The sequence below is a fragment of the Anabaena sp. 4-3 genome (assembly GCF_001597745.1).
Classification (GTDB): Bacteria; Cyanobacteriota; Cyanobacteriia; order Cyanobacteriales; family Nostocaceae; genus Trichormus.
In genome coordinates, this window is sequence record NZ_LUHJ01000068.1 from 103731 (window position 1) to 118823 (window position 15093).

Genomic DNA, 15093 nt, shown 5'->3' on the forward strand with positions numbered 1-15093 from the left:
CGCTGTGGGTGTAGCTGTTGCTTGAGTTGCTGGTAATTTTCTGGTTAAAGCCACACCTAACGTTAAAGGCCCTTTCAGGTCTTTTTCGGGGTTAAACTCTAATTGTTCGCTTTGTAGGTCGCTTTCCGCCCAGCTATTAGGATAAGCTTTAGTTTGTAGCAGGGGTGTAGATTGAACGCCTTCAACTGGGGTAACTTCCAAAGGTCTGGCTAGGCGATAAAATGAAATGCCATTACCAAAGTCTTTAGTAATTGGGTGTTGACCATAATCTGTAATGATAGGTGCAGCAGGGCCTAGTCCTACACCTGCACCAGAGACATCGACAGCTAAACGATCATCTAGACGCACTCCCCACTCTTGAAGCAAACTGTTAAGATTGGGGTCGGTACTGGGGTCTATCATTAATAGGGCGTTACCACCACGATTAAGATAGTCTTGTAAAACTGTTACCTCAGCGTCAAATAATGCGCGTTTTGGCCCGGCTATAACTACAACGTCTGCATCATCGGGAACTTTGTTAGTTTCTGTGAGATTTAAGGGTGATGAGTTGTAATTTCTATCACCTAATGCTTGCACTGCTTGGGAAATTGCACTTTCATTACCTTCAATTGCGTGTTCGCCATGACCTTGAAGGAAGTAAACTTTAGCTGTGCGATCGCTTGTGATTTGTTGTAGTTTATTTGTTAACCTAATTTCTGACAGCCGTTCATTAACATTAACTGATTGTACTAATTGCCGTCTATCTCCAGATTCTAGGTAAACTTCCCCATAATCTTTAACACCAAATTTCTCTGCTAATCCTGGTCTACTTTGGGGATCAACATATTCAAATTGAAAGTCTGAGCTTTTGCGGCGATAATTTTGCAGTAGTTCCCTATCTTGGGGATTTTGAATTACATCAAACACCCATATTTTAACAGGTTGTTTGAGGTTACGGACTAATTCTTGTGATTGGGGGGAGAGGGTAAATAACTGGGTTTCTGTTAAGTCTGTCCGCAGTTGGTAACGAGTACCTAAAAAGTTAATTAATCCCAAAATTACTAATACCGCCAAAGTTGCAACTATGGCGTTAGCACTAGCTTGGGTAGAACGTTTTTGCCACCATTGACTGCGTTGGCTTTGCCATACTACCCACAAGCCACTGATGACAATTCCGACAATCAGAAACACTAGGGGAATTATACCCCATGTTTCTGACACTAAGCCAGCCGTTAAACCCGCAACACTGAAAAAAGGGCCTAACCAAAATAAATATTTCCAAAGTTTTTTTTGTGGGATAGTTTTCATATTATTTAGTTATTAGTCATTAGTTATTAGTCATGGCGCATAGACAAGTCAAAACTCAAAAGTAAATAATTCTTGTAAAAATTTATTTCATTTTGAATTTTTAATTTTGAATTTACTTGTCCCTAACCTCATAACTAATTACGTTGGAATCTTAGCGCATCAATTGATTGGGCTGTGAGAAAAATACCTAAGAAAATGTAACTAGCAAATAAAATTAAGGCACTACTATCAAAAATGCCTTGTATTAGGGTGTTGTAATGTTTGAGAATTGATAAATATCCGACAGCTTCTCCGATGTTTCCGCCGATATTTTTACCGATTAAATCAACGAATAACAGTAATAAAACTAGGGCGAAGGTGAAGACAGCCGAGAGAATTGTACTGTCTGTTAAGGAGGAAATAAACATTCCCAAGGAGAGAATTGAGGCTGCTAATAAGATTAAGCCTAAATGTCCGACTAAGGGAATTGTGGGTGACATGGGCGGATTAGACCCACTGATGGCGATCGCCTCAAACACAACTAATGGTAAAATCAAGGTGATGAAGAATGTCACCACTCCTAATAATTTCCCGACTGCTACCGCCCAGTTGGTGACGGGTGAGGTAGCTAAAAGTTCTAATGTTCCCCGCTTGCGTTCTTCGGCGTACAGCCCCATTGATAAGATTGGTAGAATAAATAACAATAGCCAACCGAGTCTGTCTAAAAATGCTCGCACAAATTCATAGGGGACATCAACAGGCGGAACTGGTACGCCTAATTGTTGGGCTTGTAAATCTAAGAAGGTGACTGATGGTAAAATCCCTTCTGGGCCTAGTAAAATCATCACTAAGAATAACCCAGCGAGAAACCAAAATACACCAGCGATCGCATAAGCTAGAGGTGAGACAAAATAACTCTGTAACTCCCGGCGATAAATGGCAATAATATTGCTGAAAACTATACCCATTTACGCTGCTTCTCCTTCATTGGCTGGTGAGTCACTCAAGTTTGTCAGGTTCTTTTCTTCTGTCGTCAGTTGCAAGAAGACATCTTCTAATGTCGCACTAATCCGTCGCATTTCATGCAAACTAAACCCAGAATGTACTAAAGTTGCAACAATATCTTTTCCAGGTTCGCTTCCTGGTTGTGCAAGCACCCGCAAGTAACTGCGGTTGTCTCTGGGATGACTTCCCGGTACAGATTCTACCAGACTCACACCCCCTATCTTTTGTAAGACTTGTTTGGCTAGGGCTGCTTCTCCTTCAATTTCTAATTCATACCCTGAGCCACCTGTCAACTGTGTCATCAAATTTTCTGGTGTGTTAGTAGCGACGACCTTACCCCGATTAATGATCGCAACCCGGCTACAGGTCATACTAACTTCTGGGAGAATGTGAGTAGAGAGAATAATGGTATGTGTACCGGCGAGACTTTTAATTAAGTTGCGTACCTCGATGATTTGCCGGGGATCAAGTCCTACAGTGGGTTCATCTAATATAATCGCTGGTGGGTCATGAACGATCGCCTGAGCAATACCAACTCGTTGACGATATCCTTTAGATAATTTGCGAATCAGAACTTGGCGTTTTTCTGCGAGGTTACAGCGTTTGAGGGCTGCGTCTACTTTTTGCGGGCGATCGCCGGCTGGTATACCTTTAATATGGGCGACAAAATGCAAAAATCCCTCCACCGTCATCTCTGTGTACAACGGTGGGGTTTCTGGTAAATAACCAATGCGTTGACGCACAGCTAGAGAGTCATCATGCACATCAAAACCTGCAATTTTCGCAGTACCACCACTTGCAGGTAAATAACCCGCCAAAATTCGCATAGTAGTAGTTTTACCAGCACCATTAGGCCCCAAAAATCCTAAAATCTCCCCTGGTTCGACATTAAAAGTCACATCAGTAATCGCAGGGGTGGAACCGTAGGTTTTACTCAGATGTTCAACTTCAATCATCGGTTTCCTGGCGATCGCAACTTGACTAGGGTACTCAACAATATTGACATTTTACCGATACTCTGGCTTCAGCTACGATGTTGACGCGTGAAATCTCATACAAGTTGCCAATCTCCCAGAAATTGCTATTTGACATTTTCTCCCGGATTTCTGACTCTCTTGTAGGGTGCGTCAGAATAAATCATCTAAACATGAACCAATTTTTAACATCTGACGCACCTGACTAATGTGACACCCAACATAATAGAAAGTAAAGCTAGTATTGCATAAGGTGAAACCATGCGATCGCCCATCAACCTGTTCACCGTCGATGAATACCTAGAACTAGAAAAATCTAGCGAACTGCGTCACGAATACCTCGGTGGACAAATCTTTGCTATGTCTGGCGGTAGCAAAGAACATAATTTGATAGCAGGGAATATTTACTCAAGACTACGTTCCCATTTGCGGGGTAGTTCCTGTAGTGTCTTCATGGCTGACATGAAAATCAAAATCAATCTAGCTAGTGAAGGCAAAAATTTATTTTACTATCCTGATGTTACAGTCACCTGTGACCGAGAAGATAAAGACCGTTTTTATCTAAATTATCCTTGTTTAATTATCGAAGTGCTATCACCCAGTACAGAAACTATAGATAGACGCGAAAAACTTGTTAATTACCGCAATTTAGAAAGTTTACAAGAATATGTTTTAGTTTCCCAAGATGAACTCAAAATAGAAGTTTATCGTCGAGATAGTCGAGGCAATTGGTTATTAGAAACGTTAGGACAAACAGATGATTTAAACTTAAACTCAGTAGGATTAACGCTTACAATGGCTGAAATCTACGAAGATGTCATCAATATATAACGAATTTTAGATCCCCGACTTATCCAAGAGTCGGGGATCTATCCCCAACGAGATTGTAATTTATAAAACATAAATTATATACCTAGATACCCGACAGGCTTTGATTCTGCTATAACTAGGGTTGTTTAAAATAATTTGAATTTAAACAATTGCTGTTTAAGAATCAATGGTAAATCCGACTCCCATTACTACAGTCTATGTCAACCCCATTACCGGAAAAGATACTCATACAGGTTCTCGGCAAAGTCCGTTAAAAACCATCCTCCAGGCTTTAAAAGTCAGTCCGCCTGTAATTATTCAACTGGCACCGGGAAATTATAACAGTGCTAGTGGAGAAAGGTTTCCCCTGATAATTCCTGACGGGGTGACTGTGATAGGTAACGAAACTAACAAAGGTGGGGGAATTGTAATTTCTGGGAGTGGGGAATATCAAAGCCCTAGTTTTGGGGTGCAGAATGTCACCTTACTTTTATTAAATAATAGTAGTCTTCGGGGTGTAACTGTTACTAATCCTGTAACTAAAGGTACTGGAGTTTGGATTGAATCAACAAGACCTAATATAGCTCATAATACTTTTACTCAATGCAGTCGAGAAGGTGTATTTATTAGCGGTACTGCTAAACCTGTAATTATAGATAATGTATTTGTGCAGAATGCCGCTAGTGGTTTGTTCATGGCACGCAATAGTAAAGGCGAAGTATTGCGGAATGTGTTTCAAAAGCAACCTTTGGGCATAGTGTTGAGTGATTTTGCTGCGCCTTTAGTTGCCCATAATAAATTAACTGATAATCGCACAGCGATCGCTCTTTCGCGGAACGCCTGCCCGGTATTGCGTCAAAATCTGATTGTCAAAAATGCCCAAGGTGGTTTGTTAATCAAAGATAACGCCTTGCCTGATTTGGGTAACTCCCAAGATGCGGCGGGAAATATTTTTAATGACAATGGCGAATTTGATTTACAAAATACCACCTCACAGCCGTTAATTTCTGTAGGCAATCAGTTAAATCCTACCCAAGTCAAGGGACAGGTTGATTTTGTGTCGGTGACAACGGATAATCCTGTACAGTTAGCTAATACTAAGTTTATTGACTTAGCAGGACATTGGGCTGGGGCGTTTGTGGAAGCGTTGGTAAACAAAGGTATCATTAGCGGTTTTCCTGACGGGACTTTTGCCCCTAATTCACCCATCACCCGCGCCCAGTATGCGGCGTTGATTGCTAAGACTTTTAATTTACCTGCTAATAATCAACTAACCCAATTTAAGGATGTTAAATCAAATTTTTGGGCGGCATCAGCCATTAAACAGGCTGCACAGATGGGGTTTATTAGTGGCTTTCCTGATGGTACATTTCGACCAGGACAAAATTTAACTAAGGTGCAAGCTATAGTTTCTGTGGTTAATGGCTTAAAATTGACGGGTGGTAGTGCGAATGTCTTAAGTGTATATGGCGATCGCGCCCAAATTCCCAGTTATGCAACTAATGCTGTCGCCACCGCCACCGCAAAAAAGCTGGTTGTCAACTATCCCGACACTCGCTACATAGAACCTCTGCGAGATATCACCCGCGCTGAGGTGGCAAGTTTAATTTATCAAGCCTTGGTCGCTACTGGCCAAGAACCAGCGATCGCTTCTCCTTATATTATTCACCCAGAAGTCGAGCTTCCTGCCTTCACCGACTTAAACGGACATTGGGCAGAGCCATTTATTCGGGGTTTAGCCAATATGGGGATCACTCATGGTTTTGCCGATGGTAGTTACCAACCCAATCAACCCATGACTCGCGCCCAGTATGCGGCAATGGTGGCTGTGGCTTTTAACCCGACTCCCAAACGTCCACCAATTAATTTTACTGATGTTCCCCAGGACTTTTGGGCTTATCAGGCTTTACAAATTGCGGCGACTGGTGGCTTTGTCAGTGGATTTAGCGATCGCACTTTTCGCCCTCAGCAAAATGTGCAGAGACTACAGGTGATTGTTTCTCTAGTCAACGGACTAGCTCTACCGGCAGTTGATAGCAATCGCTTACTCATTTACACTGATAGTAATACGATCCCCGAATATGCCCGTAAGGCAGTAGCCACCGCAACACAAACAAGAATCGTTGCCAACTATCCCAATCCCCAACAACTCATCCCCACACGGGCAGCAACACGGGCAGAAGTCGCCGTCATGGTTTATCAAGCCTTAGTAGCGATTCAACAAGCACCAAGTATTAATTCACCCTATATTATTTCGACACCTGGCAGTTGACCAAGTAAAATGAGAAACACTGTCTATCAACTTGGCAACTTTAGGTAATAAATCCTACAGTTAAAAACACGCTAGGCTATGTCTGATGGGTAAATAGTTTATACCTCTTGCCAGCAGCCAAAACTCCCATGTCAACATCATTACCCCAAACTTTCGCCAAATTAGCAGCCTCTCTACTGATTCATTATAGTTTTGACCTCAGTGGCTATAGTGCTACTGAACTAATTCATCGTTGGCAAAAACTATATCCACCTGATTGGTTGCATCTCGCCGTGATCGAAGCCCTGTATCAAGGACGCTATAAAGGTATTTCCGTCCAGCAAATCTTGGCATTTTGGCATCGCCGAGGTCAGGCGATTTATCATTTTAATATGGAATTTGAGCGTTTGATTTGTAGCAAATTCCCGGAAAGCTTAACTGATTCCACGGCACCAGCCCTACCATTTGCCCGCCAACCAATTATCTCTCAGAAAACCAAGAGTTATCATCAGGAATATCAGGTAACTCCAGCTTTACCAGATCATGTTGAGCATCCACAGGAAATCAATCACTCTCAATCCTTACAGCTAATTAATCTTCCATCCCCAGAAGCTGTTAACCAAGAAGCCGCCCAGCCAGCAGAAAGGACATTAGTGGCTTCTGGTGTAGGTGTCGGCGTGTCTACTATCACACCCAGGTTCAATTCCTCCGCACCTCCTCAGCCCAGCCCACAACCGAAATCTCTGCCGGTGTCCGTGAATCATCCACCCATTGGGCAGTTTACCCCAAGCAGTAGCGATCGCTGTGAATCCTTTACCTCAAAACTCAAAGCCTTCTCCGGCGATCACCTCTGATCTTAATTGATCGGGGAGGCGATCGCTTGCATTCCCTTTGTAAGTAAACACTGACTAAACTGTTAATTGTGCCTACCAGCTAGAGAATTAATATATTTTGCTGTTGTTATATTTTTGTTAAATTACAGTTTTTCAATATGTAATTTATCAATATATTTTCAACTCAAATCATCATCTTACTACTACACTAATTATATAGAGTTAATTTCTCAAAAAAAATTTACAACCTGCATAATTTTTGGCATAAATATTCTCAAAGGCTGATGTTACCACCAAAGTATTTCTAACTTTTGAGAGTCTTCAATTCTCATCAGAGAAGATTATGTTAGGACTAGCGACTATGGAAGGCATTACAGCAGAAATATGCAGCAAAATCGTCCTAGCAATATATTTATACGTGCCTTCGTCTTAATTTTTGTCATGCTAGCTATATTCATCTTAGGCTCAATCATTCAACAAGCCCAAAATCAACCATACACCCCGGAAGAACCGGAAGTTGATTTATCTAGGATTGTGGTATTTCAGATGAAGACTACAGAAATTAGTTTGAGAAGATAGATAAAAATATACGACCTGCAAGTATTCATACCAATTTTAAATGAAGTTGCACCCAATAAATTATGTAGAGACGTTGCATGCAACGTCTCTAATGTTCACAGACAAACTCTAAACCAGAGTCAAATCAGGATACTCAGCTAACAAATCATCAGAGGTAAGAGTATCACCTTCAGCTTGAGGTGTCCAAAGCACTTCAATAGCCAAAAGTTGATCAGCCGGAATGCTACCCATTTGTCGCAAAGCTTGACGCAAATCATCAGTATTGTTGACAGTAGGAAGTTCAAGCTTACCCAAAGTTGCCGCCAATAACGTCACAATAATATATTCCCCAGGGCCTTCACTAAATAAACGGGTGGGGTTATCGAGTTCACCAGATGCAGGTAAAGCTTCTTGCGCTTGGGCTGCTTTGAGTTGGTTATTGACGTTAGACAAAGTTTCTTCGCTAAACTTGCTACGTTCTGCCAGTGCTAGACGGTTAAACTGAGATTCAGCCGAAGTTAATTTTGCTTGTTGTGTACCAGCACCAGCATATACCCAATATTCAGGGTGACGCAGCAAAGCTAAACTAGCTTCTTGTAGCACTTCGGTGCGCCCTTCTGGGGAATTGGTATCAGCAGTTTCAGCGATGCGGTTGAGTTCTGGTTGCAAATCACGGGCTTGTGCTAATAACCCAACTTGCAAACGCGCTACGCTGACAGTGGGGTTGCTGCTGTAGGCGACTTCTTCACCTCCACCACTGGAGACACGGCGGAAAGTTTGCATTAAGAAGTTAGCGATCGCAATAAAAATTAAAATCGTAAACAAACCCCCAAAACCTCCCCCAATACCCCAGAAAGGAATCAAGAAAGGAAAGCCAAAACCACCACCAGGATAAGGTGTAGAGTATCCACCACCAGGAGGTGCATAGGGGCGGGGGTTGTAAGTGCGGCTAGGCGCTCTAAACCCACCACCGCCAATTCTGCCACCACTACGGGCTGCTAATGCACCATCAGCGTGACTAAATACCAATGTCAACACCAAGCCTAGGGTGACAAAGGTTTTTAACAAAGGTTTGATAGAGAGTGGTCTTTTTTTAGGCATAATCACAGTTGCATGAAAAACGATATTCTTTAATTATTTTTCTCTTGTCAGAGCGTTGAGGTGGGTAAGTGATACCAGCCCGTAATCAGCAGTCTTTGATTGGTAGTAGCTTTATGTACGCTCATATTTTTGGCTACATATCCAATCTACCGCGTCTTAACTTGGGTCAGCAGTCAACTGAAGGGGGATTTCTGTAGTGGATAACCGTACCTCAGAATTTCAGCCCTTTGAAGGAACTTTGGAATTAATTAATGATTACCCCTCCCCAAGTCTGTGCGGTTGCTCTTAACGCGGGTGTAGGGGGAGATGAGTCAGCATTGGGAGCAACTTCAGGATTTTCAGATATTTTTTTATGTAAAAAAAGTAGGAGTTTCCCATTGCTCAACCCTTACAGGTATAGGAAATAGGTAATTAAATTTTTCGATTTGTACAAATTTTTGTCAATAATCAAATAGATTTTCTAAATCATCATCTTTTTTAATTAAGGTTGATAATTTGTAAATTTAACAGCATTTTTCATGAGTTCATTACAGTTACAAATCGGATTTTTTAGCATCACTTTTGCCAAAATACCTAAATCTTAGCGAGACAAAATCAACAAACAATTAACAAATACTTCACATAATTAACAACAACATTTCTATATTTCTTCTTCTAAAATATAGCTATAACGTCATAAGGTTAAGTTCGCTTAAACTTTGCAGCAGTTGCTTGATTGCAATTAAATTCAGGTGGGCAATATGAAAAATTTGCTCAAACTATTATTTTGACCTTGTGGAAATTGCCCACCCTAGGTGATTGAAAATGGTGCTAGGTAGTACAGAGTGTCTAACAAGGCTGTAAATATCTCTACTCTAGCTAGTTTCATGAAGGATTGTAAATTTTTTTGACAAAAAAATGCTGAAATGGTTATCTTTCGGTTCTAATTGTTGGCTAAAAATCAAAAAGAGGAGAAAATTAAATACTGAAATCTATCAAAAACTCAGTAAAAATTATTGTGGCGTTTATTAGGGGAGGAAGTAAATAAAACGACAATATTTTATTTGGGATAACAGATGCACCAAGAGTCAAAAAATTGGCGCAATTTGATGCCAAGCTGCGAGTTTTTCAGTTTTGTTACATATCAGTGTTTAGTCATAAAACCTATCAGATTTATACCATAGTGAACTATCTGCGTTGAATTTCTGCAATGTCAATATGGAGGAAAGATTCTGGCTGCTGGAAACAGACAGTAGCCGATGACAAGAGAAAATGTCAGTTTTTATGACAAATAATCAGTTAATTCCTATGAGTTACTTTGCCTGAGTTGCAAGTTGAAACCCTAGAACTTATTTGCATTCAATTTCACGAAACCAACATGGAACACGTCTCGCAACTAGCAACCCCCATCAGAGAAACAACGGCATCCCCGGATATTTTGGTGATATCACGCCTGTTTCTGCCTAAAGAAGCTGTAATTGGTGAATATCTCTACAATCGCTGTCTTCAAGATCAAGAAAGAGTAATTGTTTTGGCGGCTAGTTGTGCGGGTGATCAAGTTTTTGATAAAGCACAACAGTTTCCTGTGTATCGCTGGCTAAATCTGCAAAATTTCTTGGGGAATGTTATCGGTAGTTATTTACAGCCTCTTTTGAATTTTATCTTCTCATTTGTATTCGCAATTAAGCTGTATTTTCGCTATCGTTACCGCTATATTGAATGGGGTCACGGTTACGATTTCCCCTCACTGTTATTATTGAGTTATATCTTACCTGTGCGCTGTTTTATTTACTTGCATGGTCAGGATATAGCTTGTGCTATTCGCAATCCTCTATGGCGATCGCTCTTTAAGCTTACCCTAAAACGTGCCGACGGCATTGTTTGTAATAGTTCCTCTACCCAAGATTATCTGAGAAATACCTTCCGCTTGGCAACCCCTACCCATGTGATTCACCCGGTAATTAGACCAGAAAAATTTGGTTTGGGAAACAATAGCAAAAATTTAGAGGAGTTAGGCGATCGCATCCGTCAGGCTTATAATATTCCCCAAACGTCTATAGTCATTCTCTCCGTAGGACGTTTAATCAAGCAAAAAAGCTTTGAGCGTGTGATTGAGAACTTACCACTATTATTAACTATCGGTGTTGATGTTCACTATCTCATCTGCGGTGAAGGTAACTGTGAAGCAGAATTAAAAGCTTTAGCGCAATGCTTGCGTGTAGAAAACCGGGTACACTTTGCTGGATATGTACCTCATCAAGAATTAGCAGCCTATTATGCCGCCTGTGATATCTTTGCTATGTTGAGCGTTGCAGATAAAAAAGCTAGAGGTTTAGAAGGCTTTGGGGTTGTCTACTTAGAAGCCAGTTACTTTGGTAAACCTGTAATTGCTTCTCGTCATGGTGCTTTACTGGACATAGTGCGCCATGAAGAAAACGGTCTATTAGTTAATCCTAAATCTGGCTATGAAGTATTTCAAGCTTTCAAGAAACTATCTCAAGACTCACAACTGCGGGAAAAACTAGGCCGCCAAGGTAAAGAATTAGCCAACCGTAGAACTCTACACCGTTCTTTATATGTGGGTACTGTTGACTAATGACTAATGACTAATGACTAATGACTAATAACTAATGACTAATGACTAATGACTAATGACTAATGACTAATGACTAATGACTAATGACTATTTTTCAACCTCCACCGACAATCGTGACTATTTCGAGACGATCGCCTGATTGTACTGTAGTTTGTTCCCAGAATTGACGATGTAAAATTTCGCCGTTATATTCTACAGCTACTAAGCGGGGGTTAAAACCTAACTGTTGGAGTAAATCAGGTAACGGGGTAAGGGAAGCACAACTACGAGTTTCCCCGTTTACCTGAAGGCTAATCTCATGAGACATAAGCCGGATGTTTGCACCTTAAAACATTGATGGGTTGTCTGGTTGGACGCGATTAAGTTGGGAGAGTAAATATTGGGTGACTAAAGTAGGTTGTTCAGCTTGCATGAGCGATCGCACTACTGCTACCCTTTCTGCTCCTGCATCAATCACATCATTGATATTATTCACATCTATGCCCCCAATCGCAAACCAGGGAACAGAACTATTTTTTACGGCGTAACGCACGTATTCTAAACCCGCCGCCGCTTTACCTGCTTTTGTCGGTGTTTCATACACAGGCCCTACACCAATATAATCTGCACCTTCAGCAATGGCTTTTTGCATTTCCTCTGAGTTGGTAGTGGAACGACCTATCAAACGTTGAGGGCCGAGTAATTGACGAGCGATCGCAATGGGCATATCTTGTTGTCCTAAGTGTACCCCATCTGCATCTACAGCCATAGCCAAATCTACGCGGTCATTGATAATCAACAAAGCACCGTAAGCATGACACAATTGTTGCAGCTTTGTAGCTTCTTCCAGACGCACACTATCATCAGCATCTTTACTGCGGTATTGTACCAAAGTCAAACCACCTTTAAGGGCTGCTTCTACAATACTTAATAAATCTGCTGATGGAGATGTTACCAGATATAAACGCGATCGCCATAAAAGTTGATGACGCTGATACCCCATTAAATCACTCTCCAGGGTATAAACCTGATACCGCATCTGCTTAAAAGCCTTACCCATATTGGGATGATAGAGTTTTCCATATTCCTCCACCACCCGGAAAGCTTCTTGAATCCGGCAAAAGTTAGCTTGTAACAATGCCTTAATACTAGAGCGTTGTTCTTCTTGGGGATGACTTAACTCAGTACCGGGATCACCTGCTGTATCTCTGGCGGCGCGTAATTCCGCAGTGTGCCAAATAGCCACCTCTTGGCGTAGGTGTTTACACTCCCCAGCCATTTCGGCGTTATTTAACCCAAAACGACACCATTCTTCTATAATTCGCAACCCTTCACGAGCGCGGTCTAGATTAGCATCTAAAATACGGTGAACAACCTGTTGAATTTGCTTTTGTTGGCTGTATGGCTCGACCATTACAACAACCCCATTAGTGATGTTTTTATCGTAATAGCCAACCTCTTTCATAGTTGCAACTTCTTTTGCATAATCGATTTGCATAGTTTTGGGTACTGGGGATCAGGGATTGGGCATTGGGGATTGGGTACTGGGTACCGAGAAAATTTTTCCTAGTCCCTAGTATCCAGTCTCCAATCCCCAGTTCCCTCCTTAATTACTTTGTATGCAAAATAGCCAATCGGTCAATAGAACGGATAACATTAACGACATACTGAATATGGGAAGTATGAATATTTATAATTACTTCTAAGGAGTGGTGTGAAGATGATTTCCTTCCTGTTTGCGCCAAAATATCATCATTTAAACAATTTGCAGACTCAGCCCACTGCTTTGGCATTCGCAAGGTATCCAGTTTTTGGGTTATCTATATTATGCAGCTTGAGTATAGCCACGATAACTTCACTGAGCATCAACATTGGTAGCGTTGTTGCTCAAGTACCGACTGTTTCCACTCAAAGTTCTACGGGTGAAACATCACTTTCCCAGGTTAATGTACTGTTTGTCAACCCCAATGCCGGAGATGACACCACAGGTAATGGTAGTGAAAATGCGCCTTGGCGGACGATTACCCAAGCATTACGAGTTGCTACCCCGAATACAATAATTAAGCTAGCTCCTGGTGCTTATAGTGCAGATACAGGAGAAGTTTTCCCCCTCATCCTAAAACCGGGTGTATTTATTCAAGGTGATACCGAGAATAAAGGACAAAGGATCAGGATTCAAGGCGGTGGACAATTTCTCAGTCGTAGTTTTGGGGGACAAAACGTCACCATTGTTGGTGCGAACAAAGCCGGGGTAAGTGGGGTAACGGTAACGAACTCTAACCCCCGTGGTTATGGTGTATGGATCGAATCGAGCCAGACAATCATTGCAGACAATACGTTTACAGGCAATACTCAAGATGGCGTAGCGGTAGCGGGTAATAGTGCTAGCACAATTACTAAAAATTACTTTTATCGCAATGGAGCCAACGGTATTACGATCAGTGGTAATTCTCAAGGGCAGGTAAGAGAAAATGTGTTTGCACAAACAGGTTTTGGGATTAATATTACCCAAAATGCTGCGCCGGTAGTCGTCAGCAATGTAATTCAAGACAACCGTGCAGGGATGATAGTTCAAGCTAACGCTCGTCCGATTTTACGGCAGAATATCATTGAAGGCAGTAGAGAAGATGGTTTAGTTGCGATCGCTCAAGCAATACCAGATTTGGGTAACGCTAGCGAACCCGGTGGTAATCAATTTCGGAATAATCGCCGCTATGACATTAATGCTAGTGCGGCGAAACAGGAAATTGTAGCGGTTGGTAACACGATTAATCAGCAACGCCTCGCTGGTAAAGTCAATATAACCGCATCAGTAGCTACTGCTAACAATCAAGTGCTTGAGCAAATACCTGAGAATGGCGAAATTGACTTTATAGCCCCTAGTGTAGCTGACAATAACAATCAACTCAGAAATCAAAACCGCAGCCAAACATCACCACTGACATCAGCCAACGCACCCCTGACTATACCTAGATACAATCAAACACAATCAGCTGCGATCGCCAACAGAACAACAAACAGAAATCGACAAATTACCCGCCGCCCAGTCTCCCCCAGAAAACCGACAGCATTACCACCCGTACCAGCCCAAACAGCCCAGCTAAACTTTGTGCAGATAGATAAAAACACGATTGAATTTGTTGCACCCCAGCCAGAACAACCACAGCCAAACAGCAATCAATCAAATTTTGTTTCATTGCCACCTGAAGTGAGACAACAAAGCCAATCAATACCTGCATTAGAAGAGTCTGCACGAGATACTAACATTTTGCCAGTACCTAGTGGGAATATCCCCTTGGGGAACACCCGCAATATGCGAAAAGTTTCAGCCAACCGCACAGAAACTACTAACTATAGTGGTAATTCATCTACCAACGCAGGTTTACGCTATCGTGTGGTAGTAGTAGCGATGAGTGAACAAGAGCAAGAATTAGTAAAATACTTAGCTCCTGGTGCATTTTCCACAGTATGGCAAGGACGCAGAGTCATGCAAGCCGGAGTATTTAGCAGTCGTGATAATGCCGAGGCGATGGTGGGAATACTTAATAATAATGGTTTAAGAAGTATAGTTGAGCCATTGAATTGATTAGATAACTTTGAGGAATCAATATCAGCGATCGCTTGTAATCTTAGCAGGCGATCGCTTTTTATTAACTTCAGTCATTAGTCATTAGTCATTAGTCATTAGTCATTGGTCATTAGTTTCTCTCCCCTGCCTCCCCTGCCTCCCCTGCCTCCCCT

Annotated in this window: 12 protein-coding genes; 6 read left to right on the forward strand and 6 right to left on the reverse strand. The window is 41.7% G+C overall.

Annotated elements, in window-relative coordinates; translation table 11 throughout:
* The 3 genes from A3775_RS19520 to A3775_RS19530 form a co-directional block, all read right to left on the reverse strand.
* On the reverse strand, positions 1-1287 hold a 1287-nt coding region (locus A3775_RS19520), incomplete at its 3' end, for a Gldg family protein (protein WP_066426487.1).
* Positions 1288-1421: 134 nt separating this feature from the next.
* Positions 1422-2234: an ABC transporter permease gene (locus tag A3775_RS19525; RefSeq protein ID WP_066378602.1), complete on the reverse strand. Its 813-nt coding sequence runs from the start codon at positions 2232-2234 to the stop codon at positions 1422-1424.
* Entirely contained in the window at positions 2235-3227 is a 993-nt protein-coding gene (locus tag A3775_RS19530; RefSeq protein WP_066378601.1) for an ABC transporter ATP-binding protein, read from the reverse strand. It abuts the gene before it with no gap.
* Positions 3228-3506: 279 nt separating this feature from the next.
* Between A3775_RS19530 and A3775_RS19535 the strand changes: the two genes are divergently transcribed.
* From A3775_RS19535 to A3775_RS19550, 4 genes are all read left to right on the forward strand, one after another.
* Positions 3507-4076 carry a Uma2 family endonuclease gene (locus tag A3775_RS19535; protein ID WP_066378600.1) on the forward strand — a complete coding sequence of 190 codons (570 nt, stop codon included), beginning with the start codon at positions 3507-3509 and terminating at the stop codon, positions 4074-4076.
* 166 nt (positions 4077-4242) lie between these two features.
* A complete protein-coding gene (locus A3775_RS19540) occupies positions 4243-6327 on the forward strand; it encodes an S-layer homology domain-containing protein (protein ID WP_066426383.1) in 2085 nt (694 codons plus the stop codon).
* A gap of 128 nt (positions 6328-6455) precedes the next feature.
* On the forward strand, positions 6456-7160 hold the full coding sequence (locus A3775_RS19545) for a hypothetical protein (RefSeq protein ID WP_066426384.1): 705 nt from the start codon (positions 6456-6458) through the stop codon (positions 7158-7160).
* Between the two features lie 363 nt (positions 7161-7523).
* Positions 7524-7718 (forward strand): hypothetical protein, encoded by a 195-nt coding sequence (locus A3775_RS19550; RefSeq protein ID WP_066378594.1) that lies wholly within the window; start codon positions 7524-7526, stop codon positions 7716-7718.
* Between the two features lie 108 nt (positions 7719-7826).
* Here the strand turns inward: A3775_RS19550 and A3775_RS19555 are convergent, their stop codons facing one another.
* A complete protein-coding gene (locus tag A3775_RS19555; RefSeq protein WP_066378590.1) occupies positions 7827-8798 on the reverse strand; it encodes a DUF1517 domain-containing protein in 972 nt (323 codons plus the stop codon).
* Positions 8799-10155: 1357 nt separating this feature from the next.
* Here A3775_RS19555 and A3775_RS19560 point away from each other — a divergent pair.
* Positions 10156-11373, forward strand: a complete 1218-nt coding sequence (locus tag A3775_RS19560) for a glycosyltransferase family 4 protein (protein WP_066426489.1) — start codon at positions 10156-10158, stop codon at positions 11371-11373.
* A 94-nt stretch (positions 11374-11467) separates the two neighbouring features.
* Here A3775_RS19560 and thiS read toward each other — a convergent pair whose 3' ends face one another.
* Together thiS and A3775_RS19570 are read right to left on the reverse strand one after the other, a co-directional pair.
* On the reverse strand, positions 11468-11680 hold the full coding sequence (thiS, locus tag A3775_RS19565; RefSeq protein ID WP_066378588.1) for a sulfur carrier protein ThiS: 213 nt from the start codon (positions 11678-11680) through the stop codon (positions 11468-11470).
* A gap of 18 nt (positions 11681-11698) precedes the next feature.
* Complete coding sequence (locus A3775_RS19570; RefSeq protein WP_369817223.1) at positions 11699-12850, reverse strand: thiamine phosphate synthase; 1152 nt, start codon at positions 12848-12850, stop codon at positions 11699-11701.
* A 222-nt stretch (positions 12851-13072) separates the two neighbouring features.
* Here A3775_RS19570 and A3775_RS19575 point away from each other — a divergent pair, with 222 nt between their 5' ends.
* Complete coding sequence (locus A3775_RS19575; RefSeq protein ID WP_066378586.1) at positions 13073-14938, forward strand: DUF1565 domain-containing protein; 1866 nt, start codon at positions 13073-13075, stop codon at positions 14936-14938.
* Positions 14939-15093: the final 155 nt, after the last annotated feature.

Coding starts and splice junctions, on each gene's coding strand:
- A3775_RS19530 (WP_066378601.1), bottom strand. CDS start 3,227: ATGATTGAAGTTGAACATCTGAGTAAAACCTACGGTTCCACCCCTGCG.
- A3775_RS19550 (WP_066378594.1), top strand. CDS start 7,524: ATGCAGCAAAATCGTCCTAGCAATATATTTATACGTGCCTTCGTCTTA.
- A3775_RS19525 (WP_066378602.1), bottom strand. CDS start 2,234: ATGGGTATAGTTTTCAGCAATATTATTGCCATTTATCGCCGGGAGTTA.
- A3775_RS19540 (WP_066426383.1), top strand. CDS start 4,243: ATGGTAAATCCGACTCCCATTACTACAGTCTATGTCAACCCCATTACC.
- A3775_RS19560 (WP_066426489.1), top strand. CDS start 10,156: ATGGAACACGTCTCGCAACTAGCAACCCCCATCAGAGAAACAACGGCA.
- thiS (WP_066378588.1), bottom strand. CDS start 11,680: ATGTCTCATGAGATTAGCCTTCAGGTAAACGGGGAAACTCGTAGTTGT.
- A3775_RS19535 (WP_066378600.1), top strand. CDS start 3,507: ATGCGATCGCCCATCAACCTGTTCACCGTCGATGAATACCTAGAACTA.
- A3775_RS19555 (WP_066378590.1), bottom strand. CDS start 8,798: ATGCCTAAAAAAAGACCACTCTCTATCAAACCTTTGTTAAAAACCTTT.
- A3775_RS19575 (WP_066378586.1), top strand. CDS start 13,073: ATGATTTCCTTCCTGTTTGCGCCAAAATATCATCATTTAAACAATTTG.
- A3775_RS19545 (WP_066426384.1), top strand. CDS start 6,456: ATGTCAACATCATTACCCCAAACTTTCGCCAAATTAGCAGCCTCTCTA.
- A3775_RS19570 (WP_369817223.1), bottom strand. CDS start 12,850: ATGCAAATCGATTATGCAAAAGAAGTTGCAACTATGAAAGAGGTTGGC.